13 protein-coding genes are annotated in these 13,655 nt (G+C 72.4%); 5 read left to right on the top strand and 8 right to left on the bottom strand.

Translation table 11 applies throughout. The features are described from left to right. Window positions 1–13 precede the first annotated feature (13 nt). On the bottom strand, window positions 14–1,510 hold the full coding sequence (locus Dsi01nite_RS36345) for a hypothetical protein (RefSeq protein ID WP_203850903.1): 1,497 nt from the start codon (window positions 1,508–1,510) through the stop codon (window positions 14–16). A 146-nt stretch (window positions 1,511–1,656) separates the two neighbouring features. Between Dsi01nite_RS36345 and Dsi01nite_RS36340 the strand changes: the two genes are divergently transcribed. Next, the gene (locus tag Dsi01nite_RS36340) at window positions 1,657–2,238 is read left to right on the top strand and encodes an RICIN domain-containing protein (protein WP_203850902.1); all 582 of its coding nucleotides are present in this window, start codon (window positions 1,657–1,659) and stop codon (window positions 2,236–2,238) included. Beyond that, window positions 2,129–2,641, top strand: a complete 513-nt coding sequence (locus Dsi01nite_RS36335) for a hypothetical protein (RefSeq protein WP_203850901.1) — start codon at window positions 2,129–2,131, stop codon at window positions 2,639–2,641. Before Dsi01nite_RS36340 ends, Dsi01nite_RS36335 begins: the two co-directional genes overlap by 110 nt. Here Dsi01nite_RS36335 and Dsi01nite_RS36330 read toward each other — a convergent pair. Next, window positions 2,581–4,977 (bottom strand): penicillin acylase family protein, encoded by a 2,397-nt coding sequence (locus tag Dsi01nite_RS36330; protein ID WP_203850900.1) that lies wholly within the window; start codon window positions 4,975–4,977, stop codon window positions 2,581–2,583. The genes Dsi01nite_RS36335 and Dsi01nite_RS36330 overlap by 61 nt on opposite strands. A gap of 359 nt (window positions 4,978–5,336) precedes the next feature. Here Dsi01nite_RS36330 and Dsi01nite_RS36325 point away from each other — a divergent pair, with 359 nt between their 5' ends. After that, window positions 5,337–5,996, top strand: coding sequence for a DUF7919 family protein (locus Dsi01nite_RS36325; RefSeq protein ID WP_203850899.1), 660 nt, complete (start codon window positions 5,337–5,339; stop codon window positions 5,994–5,996). 455 nt (window positions 5,997–6,451) lie between these two features. Here the strand turns inward: Dsi01nite_RS36325 and Dsi01nite_RS36320 are convergent, their stop codons facing one another. From Dsi01nite_RS36320 to mddA, 3 genes are read right to left on the bottom strand one after another with little or no spacing between them, the layout of a single operon-like run. After that, complete coding sequence (locus Dsi01nite_RS36320; RefSeq protein ID WP_203850898.1) at window positions 6,452–6,790, bottom strand: Imm51 family immunity protein; 339 nt, start codon at window positions 6,788–6,790, stop codon at window positions 6,452–6,454. Between the two features lie 54 nt (window positions 6,791–6,844). After that, window positions 6,845–8,998, bottom strand: coding sequence for an alpha/beta fold hydrolase (locus Dsi01nite_RS36315; RefSeq protein ID WP_203850897.1), 2,154 nt, complete (start codon window positions 8,996–8,998; stop codon window positions 6,845–6,847). A 19-nt stretch (window positions 8,999–9,017) separates the two neighbouring features. Further along, window positions 9,018–9,761 carry a methanethiol S-methyltransferase gene (gene mddA, locus Dsi01nite_RS36310; protein WP_203850896.1) on the bottom strand — a complete coding sequence of 248 codons (744 nt, stop codon included), beginning with the start codon at window positions 9,759–9,761 and terminating at the stop codon, window positions 9,018–9,020. 80 nt (window positions 9,762–9,841) lie between these two features. Here mddA and Dsi01nite_RS36305 point away from each other — a divergent pair, with 80 nt between their 5' ends. Next, window positions 9,842–10,465 carry a TetR/AcrR family transcriptional regulator gene (locus Dsi01nite_RS36305; RefSeq protein ID WP_203850895.1) on the top strand — a complete coding sequence of 208 codons (624 nt, stop codon included), beginning with the start codon at window positions 9,842–9,844 and terminating at the stop codon, window positions 10,463–10,465. 143 nt (window positions 10,466–10,608) lie between these two features. After that, window positions 10,609–11,499, top strand: coding sequence for a pentapeptide repeat-containing protein (locus tag Dsi01nite_RS36300; RefSeq protein ID WP_203850894.1), 891 nt, complete (start codon window positions 10,609–10,611; stop codon window positions 11,497–11,499). Here the strand turns inward: Dsi01nite_RS36300 and Dsi01nite_RS36295 are convergent. The 3 genes from Dsi01nite_RS36295 to Dsi01nite_RS36285 are packed head-to-tail and all read right to left on the bottom strand — an operon-like array spanning window position 11,489 to window position 13,590. Beyond that, window positions 11,489–11,698, bottom strand: a complete 210-nt coding sequence (locus tag Dsi01nite_RS36295) for a hypothetical protein (protein WP_203850893.1) — start codon at window positions 11,696–11,698, stop codon at window positions 11,489–11,491. The two genes, Dsi01nite_RS36300 and Dsi01nite_RS36295, sit on opposite strands and share 11 nt — an antisense overlap. Window positions 11,699–11,713: 15 nt before the next feature. After that, entirely contained in the window at window positions 11,714–12,907 is a 1,194-nt protein-coding gene (locus Dsi01nite_RS36290) for an ABC transporter permease (protein WP_203850892.1), read from the bottom strand. Beyond that, window positions 12,904–13,590: an ABC transporter ATP-binding protein gene (locus Dsi01nite_RS36285; RefSeq protein WP_203850891.1), complete on the bottom strand. Its 687-nt coding sequence runs from the start codon at window positions 13,588–13,590 to the stop codon at window positions 12,904–12,906. The genes Dsi01nite_RS36290 and Dsi01nite_RS36285 overlap by 4 nt, the downstream gene beginning before the upstream one ends. Window positions 13,591–13,655 lie beyond the last annotated feature (65 nt).

Genomic DNA, 13,655 nt, shown 5'->3' with positions numbered 1-13,655 from the left:
GCCCGGGTGGTCGTCAGCCGCCGAGCCACTGCCGGAGCAGGTCACCGGCGCGCTCGTCGAGCCGGTCCGCGGCGCGGTGGGCCAGGTCCCGCAGGTCGCCATCCGATGGTCTCGGGCAGTCGGCCCGCCGGATGAGGTGGACGGTGTCGGCGCGGCCCCGCCGGGCGAGGGCGGGATCCGGGTCGAGGGTCAGCAGCACGGCGGCCCGGAGCCGGATCAGCGGTTGTACGTTGCCGTTGAGGAGGCGGTACCCGGCCCGGCGCACCTCCGGCCGGCCGTCCTCCAGCAGCTCCCAGGGCAGGCCCGGTGGTAACCGGTCGGCGCAGGGGCGCAGGGCGGTGGCTGCTTCCCGTACCACTGCCGCAGCGGGATCCCGGAGCAACGGGGTGATCCGGTCGGGCGTGACCGCACCGAGCCGGGCGACGGCGCGCACGGCCTGGGCGCGGACGGTGCGGTCGGCGTGCTCCAGCAGCGGGAACAGCACCGCCGCCTCGCCCGGCACGGTCTCCACGAACCCGGCGACGGCGCCCGGGGTGGGCGTGGGACCGGACAGCACGGCCCGGTAGCGCGCAACCGCGTTCTCGCCGGCCTTCCGGGCGGCCTGCCGTGCGACGGCGCGCACGAGGGCCGACGGGTCGTCGAGGTGCGCGACGACGTCGGCGTCCAGGCCGAGCCGGAGCAGCCCGACGAGGGCGGTCACCCGCACGTCGGCGCGACGCCCACCGGCGAGGCGGCGCAGGACGGCGGCCTGCTCGGTCCACACCGCCTCCCGGCAGGCGGCCTCGGCGGCCTGGGCGCGGAGGCGCGGGTCGGGGTCCTCCTCGGCGACCCCGACGAGTCCGGCGAGGGTCAACCGGCCCTGGGTCCGGTCGAGGTCGAAGATGAGGCGGCGCTGCGCGGTGGCCCCGGCGCTGCTGAGCGCCGCACGGACCTTCTCGGGCGCGGCGAGGATCGCGGCGACGAGCTGGTTCATGACGAACCGGCCGCGGTCTCTCGCGTCGGTGCGCAGCGCGACGGGCAGCATCGCCGGCAGGTAGTTCGCGGGGTCCTGGGCGAGCAACATGGCCACGCCGAGGCTTGCGAGGTCGCGGACCTGTTGCACCCAGTCGCCGGCGCGCAGCACCAGGAACGGGGCCAGCACGGGATCCGACTGGTGCAGGATCGCTCTCACGGCCCGTTCGCGGACGCGGCCGTCACTGTGCAACGACGCCAGCGCCATCGTGATCAGTCCTGGGGCGGCATGGTCGAGGCGGGTCGCGACGACCTCCAACGTGATCTTCGCTTCCCAGGAGCGCCTGGCGTAGTGGTCGACGGCGACGAGCGCGGCGGGCGCGCTGGTCAGGGTGTCGAGCGCGGTCCGGCTCCGCGGCCCGTCGTGGCCGCTGTCGACGTCGGCGAGCAGCGCGAGCAGCCGTTCGGCGGCGTTCTGCCCACCGGCGGGCAGGGCCGCGACCGCCTGCTGCACGTCGTCGTCGGGCCCGGGCCGCCGCTGCCACCATCTGCGTGTCACACCGCCATGCTGCCGCACCCGCGGCAGTTTCTCCGGCTCATTACGGCCTACCACGGCGCCTGAGGCGCGTACGCGAAAAATATCCCGCAAATATGTGTCCCTCCGATGATCGGGTGCACACGTTGCAACGACGGAGAGGGACGTAGATGCATCGATTGCTCCAGGCCCGCTGGTTCCGCCTGATGCTGCCGGTGGTCGCCGCCGCGCTGATCACCGCGCTGCCCGCCACCCCAGCCTCCGCGGCCCCGGCCGCGGCGGGCAAGGCGCCGCGGGTGGCGGTCGTGTCGCCGCTGACGACGCTCAACGGCAACGGCCGGATCCTCAACGACCACTCCGGCAGGTGCGTCGGGATCGGCGCCGGCCTGGCCGGCATCTGGGAATGCACCACGGAGACCGACCAGACCTGGAAGTTCGACACCGGCAACTGCCGCCTCGGCAGCTGCACGATCGTGAACGACCTCGGCGAGTGCCTGGCCGTCAACGGCGGCAACATCAGCAACGGGCAACGGATCCTCGGGTTCCATTGCAGCGGCAGCGATGACCAGTACTGGTCGTACTTCACGATCGACGGCAACCGGGAGAACTTCATCAACCTCAAGGGCACGAAGACCCACAACGGTGACTACTACGTGCTCGCCGTCGACTCCATCCGGACCGACAACGGCGCCCCGGTCGTCCTGTGGAAGTGGAACGGCTCCCTCGACCAGCACTGGACCTGGGAGTTCTGAGCGGTTCCGGGCGGCGGCCGTCCGGGCCGCCGCCCGGATCTTCGGCGCGCTGGCCGCGCACCCGTCGGCGCCACCCGACCTGCTGCTCACCATCGCCACCCACCCGGACAGCCCGGCCCGCGCGGTCGAGGACGTCGCGTGGCAGGAGGCGGCGCCTCCTGCCACGCTCGAAGCGTGCCTGCGGGTGCCGTCAGCGGCGGTCTACCTGGCCGGCAACCCGTCGACGCCGCCCGCCGTGCTGGAGGGCCTCGTCTCCCACCCGGACCCGGCCGTGCTGGCGGAGCTCGCCCGCAACCCGGCCCTGTCCGAGCAGACGGCCCACGACCTGCTGACCGTCCTCGTTCACCCCCAGACCGTCTTGATCGACAGCTTCGGGTCGGCCGCGATCGACGACTCCGAGTAGCGGCAGTCGCGCAGCTGTTTGCGGGACCACAGCTGGGTCTGGTCCGCGAAGTACGGCGACGCCGGGTCGGCTGACTCACTGAACGTCAGGATGCACCGGGCCGACGGACCTGAGGACGTGTAGGCGAGGGTCAGCAGGAAGCTGGTGCCGTAGTTGACCACGTAGCCGCGGTCGGTGAGGTCGCTGCCGTCCACGAACGTGCCGGGGTTCATGAACGGCTCCCGCGACGAGCCCGGGAACGGCTCGTACTGCGCCATGTTGGCGATCCCGACGTTCTCCGTGGAGCCGGGCACCGGGATGCGCTGGCCCGCCTTCACGGTGTACTGCACCGACTGCAGCTGGACGTTCAACGGCAGGCCCACGGCCCGCAGCCGCAGGATCGCGCTGGCGAGGCCGGTCAGCAGCGGCGCCGGGTCGGCCGGGGCGCCGCGCGGGGTGCGGCCCGGGTCCGCGGGGTTGAACGGCACGCCGAACAGCGGCCCGGCGACGGTGAGCGCGTCGGGGTGCTCGGCGAGGACCGCGCCGATCGTCTCGCGCCACAGCACCGCGCCGCGGCTCTGCGGGTCGAACAGCCGGTCCCAGCCGGCGAGCGCGGAGCAGCCGGCGCTGATGTCGACCGGGGTGCCGCCGACGGACACCGGGCGGGTGCCCTGCGCGCGGCAGGCCGTGACCACGTAGCCGGCCAGTTCGGCCGCGGTCAGGGAGTCCCCGGACAGAATGGCGGTGCCCAGGCCGGTCAGGTCGAACCGGTTGGTGCCGTTGATCAGTCGCAGGTTCTGCCGGGAGCGCGCGGACAGCGGGGTGAACTCGCCGCCCTGCAACGGTGAGAACCCGGTCAGGAACTGGTTCTGGTTCGGTACCCAGTGGCTGTCGTTGGCGTTGAACACGTAGTCGCGGCGCAGCAGCTGCGGCTGGCGGGCGAACGGGATCAGGCCCGGCGAGCGCGCGCCCGCCTGCACGACCCAGGCGTTGGCGCTGTCGCTGCCGTTGAGGGCGCCGAGCGGATGGGCGGCCCATTCGGCGATGGAGGCGTCGGACAGGTTCGGCGTCGGCGACGAGTCGGCGTACCAGGCGTTGCCGGCCGAGTCGGTCGCGATCGTGTTGACCCACGGGATGCCCTGGTCCCGCCCGATCGAGGCGCGCAGCCCGTTGACGTCGGTGGCGCGGGCCATGTTGAGCCAGACCCGCAGCAGCCGGTCATTGTCGATGTTGGCGTCGCGGTACGTGTACGCCGTCGTCGTGGTCCACCCGAACGCCGGGTCGATGGCGGACAGGTCCAGCACCGGCCCGTACCTGGTGAACCACATGGTCTGGGTGACGTTCTGGTTGTTGACCCGGATCGTGACCTGCTTGGAGGTCATCGCCTCGGGGTGGCCGTCGACGAGGTACGTGGTCGGCGAGCCGGGCACGAGGTCGACCGAGTAGAACGTGAAGCGGGAGCCCTCGGCGATCGTGTGCGTCCACGCGACCTTGTCGCTGAACCCGATCTGCACGCCGGGCAGCCCGCCGAGGCTGGCGCCGTAGACGTTGAGGTTGCCGGGCACGGTCAGCTGCGACTCCCAGAACCGCAGCTCACCCTCCCACGGGAAGTGCGGGTTGCCCACGAGCATGCCCCGCCCGGTCTGGGACTTGTCCGCGCCGAGCGCCCAGCCGTTGCTGGACAGCGCCCGCTGCTCCTGCAGGCCCTGCAGCCCGTCGGTGGTGACGGCCGCACCGACCGGCAGTTTTGCCTGCGCGGCGGCCTGCGCGCTCGCTGGTGGGCTGGCCGTGGCGATGGGCCCGAGCAGTGCGTCACCGCTGGCGAGGATCGCGATGTTGCGCTGGTACGCCAGCACGTCCACCGCGGTGATCGGCCCGATCCAGGGCTGCCCGGCGCACCAGCCGGGCACTCGTGCCGCGCCGGTGGCGGCGAGGAACGCGTTGTAGCCGCGCACATAGCCGTTGAGGACGTCGCGCTCCTCGGGCTGCAGCCGGGTCAGCTGGTCGCGGGCGCGGTCGACCAGGCCCAGCGACTGGTACGCGAAGTCGGTCGCCAGGTTCACCCCGTCGGGTCCCGGGCCGAACCACCGTGACCGCTCGCTGCGGACCTTGACGATCTGATCGGCGAGGTCGCAGAACCGGTCCTCGGCGTAGGCCCACGCCTGCCCGAAGGCCGCGCTGCCGACGCTGGCGGCCAGCACGTGCGGCACCCCGTAGCTGGTGCGCCTGATCACGGCCGTGTAGACCCCGGAGGCGACGGTCTCGCCCTGTGCCGCGCCGGCGGGCACGCCGACGACCGCGGGGGTCAGCAGGGCTGCTGCCGATAACAGTGTGACGATCCGACGGGCGCGATGCACGGCTCCTCCGATGTGACGCAGCGGACTGATGGCGGTTCGAATCCGTTGAACCCAGGTCGCATTCACCATGTGCAAGAAGGGCGTTTTCGGTGACCAGTTCGACCATTCCGAAATCGGCGGGCGGGGCGCACCGCCGCGAAGGTCACCATATTGCACTCGGTGACCTCTGCACTACAGTTCATGGTCGATCAATCGAGATTCATTGATCAAAAGCAGGCGATCACGCCTGTTCACGCACGCATCGCAGATTCGGACCCCGCCGACTCGACAATTGCACAAGATCGCGCCATTGTGCCGCCACCAAATTGATCCACAGTTTGAGAAGTGGGCCTGCTTGTCGTCGGGCGTATCTTGCCTCGGTGACCTACTTCGCGGACCTGACGCCCTACACGTACTCGCGCGACGACGACACCGTCAGATACGAATGGGGCACGCTGAACTACCGACCGCGGTACGAGCGGCTCAACGTTGGCTGGCTGGACGCCTCGCAACCGTTCGACACGGGCCCGGTCCCGGACTGGTTCGCCGACGCGTTGCTCGACATCGTCGGCAACCCGTCCGTCAACGAGAGACGCGGCCTGCACCTCTGTGAGTTCTGCCCGTCAGACACGAGTCTCATCGCCGATCCGCGGTCGGACGGCCAGTCCTGGCTTGCGTTCCGCGAGATCAGGGTGCCGGCCCGGCCGGGCGTGATGTTCGCGGCGCCGGCGCTGGTCTGGCATTACGTCTCCGCGCACGACTACCGGCCGCCTGCGGAGTTCGTCGAGGCAGTGCAGCGTTACGACGCCGACTGGGCCACCGAGCCGAGCCCCTGGATCCCGCCCGACGCGGAGCGCGCGGTCTGGGGCCGCACCCCCAGGAACGTCATGCTCAGGTGTGTGAGGTGCGGCCAGAAGTTCGAGTTGCACTACACGCCGTCCGAGCCTGGTCGCAGGGCGGTATCGCTGGCCACCCAGCAGCTCAGGGAACAGTGCCCCGACCACGGCAAGGAATGGGAATTCTGGGACAAGATCCGATGATGCATCGGCGTGCCCGCGTGACCACCGATGCCGATGCCGCCGACGTGGCCGGATGCTCCGTCCGTGGCGGCACCCCTCGGACCTGACCGACGAGCAGTGGGCGCTGGCCGGGCCGCTGCTCCCCGCGCCGCCATGGCAGACGGTCTATCAGTCTTGCAATCGAGCAGTTCGTGCGCGGTCTCGTCGGCCCGTGCCGGCAGGACGTCCCCCAACCAGGCCTGGTGGAACGGCGACACGTCGTCGCGGTCCGAGGCCGCGACCCGGGCCCCGGCTCGGCGGCGGTGACACTGGCTGCTTCGGTTTCGGCAGGCGGTGGGGTAGTCCAAGCGACATCAGCGTTTCCGGACAGCTCGCGTTCACGCTGATGGTGCTCAACGACCTTCGTCATCCCCTGAGCCGGCCGAGCCGGCCGTATATCCGCTGGTGACCCCCGACGACCGGCCCGTGCAAGCGGGTCAGTCGTCGAGCTCCACACCTTTCGCCTTGGCGAGCTCAACGATCTTCCGGACCTGCGCCGCGTCGGTGGTGACAGGGGTCAGCAGCTTCGACAGCGACTCGAGCGCGCCCCGGTCGGTGCCATACGCGCAGAACATGCCGCCCTCCGGGTCGTAGGAGAACCGGCCCTCGAGCGCCGGCGCCTCCGTGCTGACGAGCAGCCGCGCGACGCCCGCCCAGAAATACCCGTTGGGCTCGTGCCCTAGCTCCTCGACGAGGCCGTCGACGTCGGTGGTCCCGGCGTTGAGCAGCAACGAGTACTTGCCCGGCGACGTCTCTATCAGCTTCAGCGCGGTCATGGACGGAGCTTGGCAGGCACCCCCCACGAACAGCAAACCGTGGGCGGTGTCCGCTCAGAAGAGCTCGGCGAGCAGAGCGGCGGCGCGGGCGGCGCCGTCGCCGGGCACGGGGCGGTAGGTGACGGGGCGCTCGATCTCCTCCGCGATCGCCGCGGCCAGTGTGTCGGGGGTCAGGGTGTCGTAGTCCATCCGCCGGCCGGCGCCGTGGCGGCGCAGCCGGTGGGTAACGTGGAACTGCTGCTCGAAGTGGTTGCGCAGCGGCACGTAGATGAACGGCCGGCCGGCCGCGGTCAGCTCCATGCAGGTGGTCAGGCCGCCCTGGACCACCGCGAGGTCGCAGGCCGCGAGGTGCCGGTCCAGCGACGGCACATACGGCCGGACCTCCAGGCCCGCCGGTGCCGGCACCGAGGCGGGGTCGATGCGCGGACCGGCGACCAGGATCATCCGCAGTCCGGGCACCTTCCGGGCGGCCTCGGGGAACGCGGCGGCGACCAGCCTGAGCAGGTGCCCACCGACGCCGGAGCCGCCCACGGTGACCACGCAGACGCGCTCGCCGTCGCGATATCCGAGCGAGGCCCGCAACGCGGCCCGCGTGCCGGCGTCGGGCGCAGCCGGCCCGGCGCCGGTGACGTAGCCGGCGAAGTCGTAGTGCTCCGACGTCCAGTCACGGATGCGGGGCAGATCGGGGCCGAACCGCTCGTCCACGACGTCGTCGGGGTCGCCGACGAAGATCGAGCGGTCGCGCAGCCGTGGGTAGCGGGCGATGTGGCCGATCATCTCCGCGTTGTAGTCGGCGGCGACCAGCGCCTCCCGCTCGCCGCCGGCCGGCATCGGCAGGAAGCCGACGAAGTCGGTGAGCCAGGCATACGCCGACCGCTTCAGCTCGGGATTCTCGTGCAGGAAATGGTCGACGTCCCAGGCCTCGTCGCCGACGACGAGGTCGTAGCGCTCCTGCGCGAGCAGGTCGTGGAAGACCATGAAGTTGGCGAGGAGGATCTCGTCCATCCGCCGCAGCGCCTCGAAGCAGTGCAGGTCGTGCTCGCCCGACTCGCTCTCCACGTGCGCGGACTCGTTGGCCAGGAACCGGCTCGCGGGGTGGACCCGCTCACCGGCGTCGGCGAGCATCCGGGTGACCGGGTGCTGGGTGAGCCAGTCGATCTGGACGCCGGGCCGCAGCTCGCGCAGCTGCGTGGCGATGGCGAGGTCGCGCCGGGCGTGGCCGAGGCCGATCGGCGAGGACAGGTAGAGGACCCGCTGCGGCCGGGACTGCCAGCGGCTCCACACCTGGCGGGTCGGCGCCGCCGGGCGGAACCGCTCGGCGAACCCGCGCACGTGCAGGTTGACCTGGACGGGGTCGCGGGCGATCGGGATGTGCCCGCCGCCGTCGATGACGACCAGGTCCCCGCCGGTGAGCTCGGCGAGCGCCTCGCTGCGGGCGAGCGGGACGACATGGTCGGCGCTGCCGTGCAGGACCAGCACCGGGCTGGTCAGCCGGGCGCACCAGGACTCGAGCGCGTCGCGGTCGGGCCGGTCGGCCTGGCTCTCGACGTCCAGGACGGCGCCGGTGGTCTCCAGGGCCCAGCCGACGCCGTCCTCGACCGCCTTCGTCGAGTGCGGCTCGTTGAAGCACTGGCCCATGAAGAACCAGGCGAAGTCGTCGTGCCGGGTGTGCCAGTAACGCCGGTTGTACTTGCGCCAGTGGCTCGCCGGGTCGGTGCCGAGCCGCGGCACCGCAGATGGCGGGAGGTCGGGTGCCGGCGGGTCGTCCAGCCCGCCGGAGGCGGCGCGGGCCTGCCCGGGCGGGGTGAGGGCGATGGAGGCGCCGATCGCGACGGTGCCATGGACCCGCGCGGGGTGTTCGGCGGCGAGTTCGAGGGCCCAGTTGACGGCCCGGGAGAGCGCCACGACGACCGCCTTGTCGGTGCCGGTGGCGTCGAGCACGGCGAGGGCATAGGCGACCTGGGCCGCCTGCCCGTACGCCGGTGGGGTCGTCGGCCGGTCGGAGCGTCCGTTGCCGGGGCCGTCGTAGGTGACGACGCGGAAGTGACGGGCGAGGTAGGGCAGCTGCATCTTCCAGATCCGTTTGTGGACCAGGGTCCACGTCGGCAGCAGCAGGATCGTGGGGCCGCCTTCGCCGTACACCTCGAAATGGATCTTGACGCCGTCGTGCTCGATGAAGCCCTCGGTGTCCGCCTGCCGTGCCCGCATGGCTCCCCCGCCCTCCCGCTCAGCCCTGCTTCAACGCGCCGGGGCGCGGCACGAAGCGCGGGACCCGCCGCAGGTAGCGCTCATAGGGCTCGCCGAGCTGCGCCCGCAGGTCGTGCTCCTCCAGCCGGACTCCCACCATGATGTAGCCGCTCGCCGCGAGGGCGAAGACGAGGCGGCCGACGCTGAGGTCGGGCGCGGCCCAGAACGCGATCAGGAAGCCGACCATGAGCGGGTGCCGGACCAGCCGGTAGATCAGCGGCTCCCGGAACTCGGGCTCGGCATAGTTACGGTCCCGCGCCCGGGCGAGGATCTGGCGCAGGCCGAAGAGGTCGAAGTGCCCGACGGCGAAGGTGCTGAAGACCAGCACGATCCAGCCGAGCGCGTAGACGGCCCACAGCACGGCGCGGGCCCAGGACGGGCCGACCGACCACACCTCGGCGGGCAGCGGCTGCCACTGCCACAGCAGCAGGACCAGCACGGCGGTGGACGCCAGGACATAGGTGCTGCGCTCGACGGAGGTCGGCACGAACCGGGTCCACCACCGCTTGAACCAGGGCCGGGCCATGACGCTGTGCTGCATGGCGAACAGGGTCAGCAGCGCGGCGTCGACCAGCAGCGCCCGCCACGCCGGGCCGACAGCGCCGTCGTCGATGCCCTTTGGCACGGCGACGCCGGCCAGGAAGCCGATCGTGTAGAGCAGGGTCGCGAGGAAGGCCAGATAGGCCGTCGCGCCGTAGACGAGCACGAGCGCTTTGCGAAGCATGGGGGCCTCCTTGTTCGGTCGACCGACCGACCGGATTCACGGTAGCATTCGGTCGACCGACCGAACAAGGAGGCAGCCGCTTGAGCACCGCCGTCCGAATCATCGAGGCCGCGAGGGCGTGCCTGCTCGCCGACGGCTATGCCGCGCTGTCCACCCGCCGCGTCGCCGAGCAGGCGGGCGTGCCGCTCAGCCAGATCCACTACCACTTCGGTGGGAAGCAGGGCGTGATCCTGGCGCTGCTCGACCACGAGAATCAGCGGCTGGTCGACCGTCAGATCCAAATGTACGGCGCGGAGACACCCCTCTGGAGGCGCTACGAGCAGGCGTGCGACTTCCTCGACGACGACCTCGCCTCCGGTTACGTGCGGGTGCTGCAGGAGATGATCGCGGCCGGCTGGTCCGACCCGCAGGTCGCCGCCCGGGTCTCGACCATGCTCCAGGCCTGGTTCTTCGTGCTGGTGCAGGTCGCCACGGAGGCGGAGGAACGGTTCGGCTCCCTGGGCCCCATGCGCCCGGCCGACGTCGCCGGTCTCATCGGCCTGTCGTTCCTCGGCGGCGAGGCCGTCATCCTCCTGAGCGGCGGCGAAAACGGCGGAGCGGATGGCGAGGACGGCGGTTGGAGCGACCGGGCCCGCCGCTGGTTACGCAGCATCGGCGACCTCATCCGCCACTTCGAGGAACCGAACCGGACGGCCACCGACTGAGGCCCATTTGATCGTGCTGCCGCTGGGTGTCGCCGGCATCGTCGCCGCCGCTATGTCCGCGAACCGTCACGTGATCCCGGCGACCGTGTCGCGATCCAGACGGAGCACGGCGAACCTGGCCCACGACGGTTGATGCTGTGCCCGTGCCGACCTCCCGCCTCGCCCACGCCATGGGTGCACTCCTCATCATCGCGACGCTCGCCCTGGCCGGCGCCACCCCCGCCGGCGCCGCACCGACCCGCGGCCCGGACTGCCCGGCGACCCGCGCGCAGCTGGCCGGCCAGCACATCACCACCCTCGAGGGCCTGCCCGACCTCACCTGCGCCGACCTGCACGGCGCGATCCTCGACGGCCTCGACCTCGGCCAGGCCGACCTGTCCCGGGTCGACGCGCACGGCGCCTCGTTCCGCAACGCCGACCTCATCCAGGCCACCCTGACCGGCGCCAACCTGCGCGGCGCCCGCTTCGACGGCGCCGACCTCAGCCAGGCCGAGCTCGACACCGTCGACGCCCGCGACGCGTCGTTCGCCGACGCCGACCTCAGCCAGGCGGACCTGACCGGCGCGGACCTGCGCGGCGCGGACTTCACCGGCGCTTCACTGACCCAGGCCGAGCTCGTGAAGGCGGACCTGCGCGGCGCCCGCACCGTCCTCGCCGAGGCCATCCAGGCCGACACGTCCGACGCGAAGGTCGACATCCTCGACCCGGGCACGTTCCAGGCGTCGCTGCTCGCCGTCCTGGTCGGCCTGGTGCTGCTGGTCAAGGCGCTCATCGACGTCGCCCGCGGCCGGACCCCGGGCGGGAAGGCCGTGCACCGGGGCGTGTCCCGGCTCGTCGTCTACGCCGTCGTCAACGTGTTCGCGTGGTTCATCGCCGGCATGATGCTGCTGCCGCTGATGTTCATCGAGGTGCTCTACCCGGTGCTCGTCGGCGCGCTGTTCGTCTACCTGTCCGGCGCCGTCCGCGGCTACCGGCCGGCCCGGTTCGGCCCGGCCGACCCGACCTCGCAACGGGTCGGCCTGACTATCCGCTGAACCAGACTCGGAGCAGATAGGCGGCGAGCAGCAGCACGGAGCACAGCACCAGCGCGGCGACCGCGAGCCCGACCAGCAACATCGGGTGTCGCGGCGCCCCGCGCGGCGCCGGCCCGGGCAGAAACGACGGCATGCCCGGACGCGTCCGCCGGGCCGGGAGGTCCTCGGCCGTCCGCTGCGCGTGCGCGACCCGGGACACGTCGGCGGCCCGCAGTCAACCGGTCCGCAGCGCGTCGGTCGGGGTGAGCCGGGCCGCTCGGAGGGCGGGGTACAGCCCGGCGATCGCACCGACCGCGCACGCCGCGGCCAGGCCGAGCCCGACCGCGGACCCGGGTATCAGCGGCTGCCAGCCGCGCTGGAGGGCCAGGGCGTAGGTGGCACCGGCGCCGAGGACGACGCCGGCGGCGCCGCCGGCCGCGCCGAGGAGCAGCGACTCGACGAAGAACTCGAGGCCCACGTGCCGGCGGGCGGCGCCCAGCGCGCGGCGCAGGCCGATCTCGGTGCGGCGTTCCAGCACGGAGATGACCATCATGTTGGCGACGCCGACCCCGCCGACGAGGAGCGCCACCGCGCCGAGGCCGACGAACAGCGCGGTGCCGGACTCGGCCGCGTCCAGCCGGGCCGACAGCGCGGCGGACGGGCGGCTGACCGCGACGTCCTCCGGGTGTTCCGGGTTGGCGGCGCGGCCGAGCATCGCCGCGACCTCGACCGTGCGCTCCTGCACCGCCCGGACGTAGATGCGGCTCGCGTGCCCGTCGTGGCCGAAGTCCTGGGCGGCGGCGCCGAACCCGATCAGCACCGACCGGTCGATCTCCGGCGCCAGTTCCGCCGGGTTCAGGATCCCGATGACGGTGTACCAGTGGCCGCCGAGCAGGATTCGCGGGCGGCCCGACAGGTCGGCGATGCCCAGCCGCGACGCGGACACCTGGCCGAGGACGGCGACCGGATACCGGCCGGTCAGGTCGGTGAGGAACGCGCCGTGGGCCAGGTGTCCGTCCAGTGTGGACAGCAGCGCGGCGTCGGCGGCCCGCACCGTCAGCCCGGCGGTGCCGGCGGAGGGGACGAGCTCGTTGCGGCGGACCCGGACGTCGGTGATCTCGGCGGTGGGCGCGCTGGCCTGCACGCCGCTCGTGGCGCCGACCCCGCCGGCGGCGGTCGCGGGCAGCGGCCGTTCCGTGCCGCTGGCGCTCTGCCCGTCGGCGACGGTCAGCAGGTTGGTGCCGAGCCGGTCGATGCGGGCGAGCAGGTCGGCCTGGCTGGAGCGGGTGATGCCGAGGACCGCGACGACGGCGGCGATGCCGATGCCGACCCCGAGCACCGACAGGGCGGCCCGGGCCGGCCTGGACCGCAGGCCGATCGTGGCCACCGGCAGCAGGTCGGCGGCGCGCAGGCGGGACAGCGGGGTCATTCGGGGCTCCCGGTATCGTCCGCGACGAGCCCGTCCCGCAGCGTGATCCGCCGGTGGGCGGCCTGCGCGACCTCGTCGCTGTGGGTGATGACGACGATCGTCGTGCCGTCGGCGTGCAGGTCGCGCAGCAGGGCGAGGATGCCGGCGCCGGTGACCGAGTCGAGGTTGCCGGTGGGTTCGTCGGCGAACACCACCGGCGGCCGGCCGACGAGGGCGCGGGCGATGGCGACCCGCTGCTGTTCCCCGCCGGAGAGCTTCTGGGCCTTGTGGTGGGCCCGGTGGGCGAGGCCGACCCGGGCCAGCGCGTCGGTTGCCGCGGCGCGGCGGGTCGTGGCCGGGACGCCGCGGTACAGCAGGCCGGTGGCGACGTTGTCCAGCGCGCTGAGGTGGGCGATCAGGTGGAACTGCTGGAAAACCACGCCGAGGCGGTGCGCGCGGAGCCCGGCGAGCCGCCGGTCGGAGAGGTCCTCGATCGGCTGCCCGGTGATGCGGACCGAGCCGCTCGTCGGGCGGTCCAGGCCGGTGGCGAGGTTGAGCAGGGTGGTCTTGCCCGACCCGGACGGGCCGACGATCGCGGTCAGCTCTCCACTGTGGATGGTGAGGGTGATGCCGCGGATCGACTCGACCGGCGGCGTGCCGGGGTAGACCTTCCGCGCGTCGCGCAGGTGCAGGACCGGGCTCATGCCGCCACCTCCGCTGCGCTCCGGCGTCGGCCTGAGCCAACCCTGCAATTCCATGAGCGGCCCGA

The sequence above is a fragment of the Dactylosporangium siamense genome (genome assembly GCF_016862795.1).
In the GTDB taxonomy this organism is placed as follows: domain Bacteria; phylum Actinomycetota; class Actinomycetes; order Mycobacteriales; family Micromonosporaceae; genus Dactylosporangium; species Dactylosporangium siamense.
Note: the sequence above shows the minus strand (reverse complement) of the source record. Positions and strands in the feature narration are given on the sequence as shown.

Coding starts and splice junctions, on each gene's coding strand:
- Dsi01nite_RS36340 (WP_203850902.1), top strand. CDS start 1,657: ATGCATCGATTGCTCCAGGCCCGCTGGTTCCGCCTGATGCTGCCGGTG.
- Dsi01nite_RS36320 (WP_203850898.1), bottom strand. CDS start 6,790: ATGACCGCGCTGAAGCTGATAGAGACGTCGCCGGGCAAGTACTCGTTG.
- Dsi01nite_RS36315 (WP_203850897.1), bottom strand. CDS start 8,998: ATGCGGGCACGGCAGGCGGACACCGAGGGCTTCATCGAGCACGACGGC.
- mddA (WP_203850896.1), bottom strand. CDS start 9,761: ATGCTTCGCAAAGCGCTCGTGCTCGTCTACGGCGCGACGGCCTATCTG.
- Dsi01nite_RS36290 (WP_203850892.1), bottom strand. CDS start 12,907: ATGACCCCGCTGTCCCGCCTGCGCGCCGCCGACCTGCTGCCGGTGGCC.
- Dsi01nite_RS36285 (WP_203850891.1), bottom strand. CDS start 13,590: ATGAGCCCGGTCCTGCACCTGCGCGACGCGCGGAAGGTCTACCCCGGC.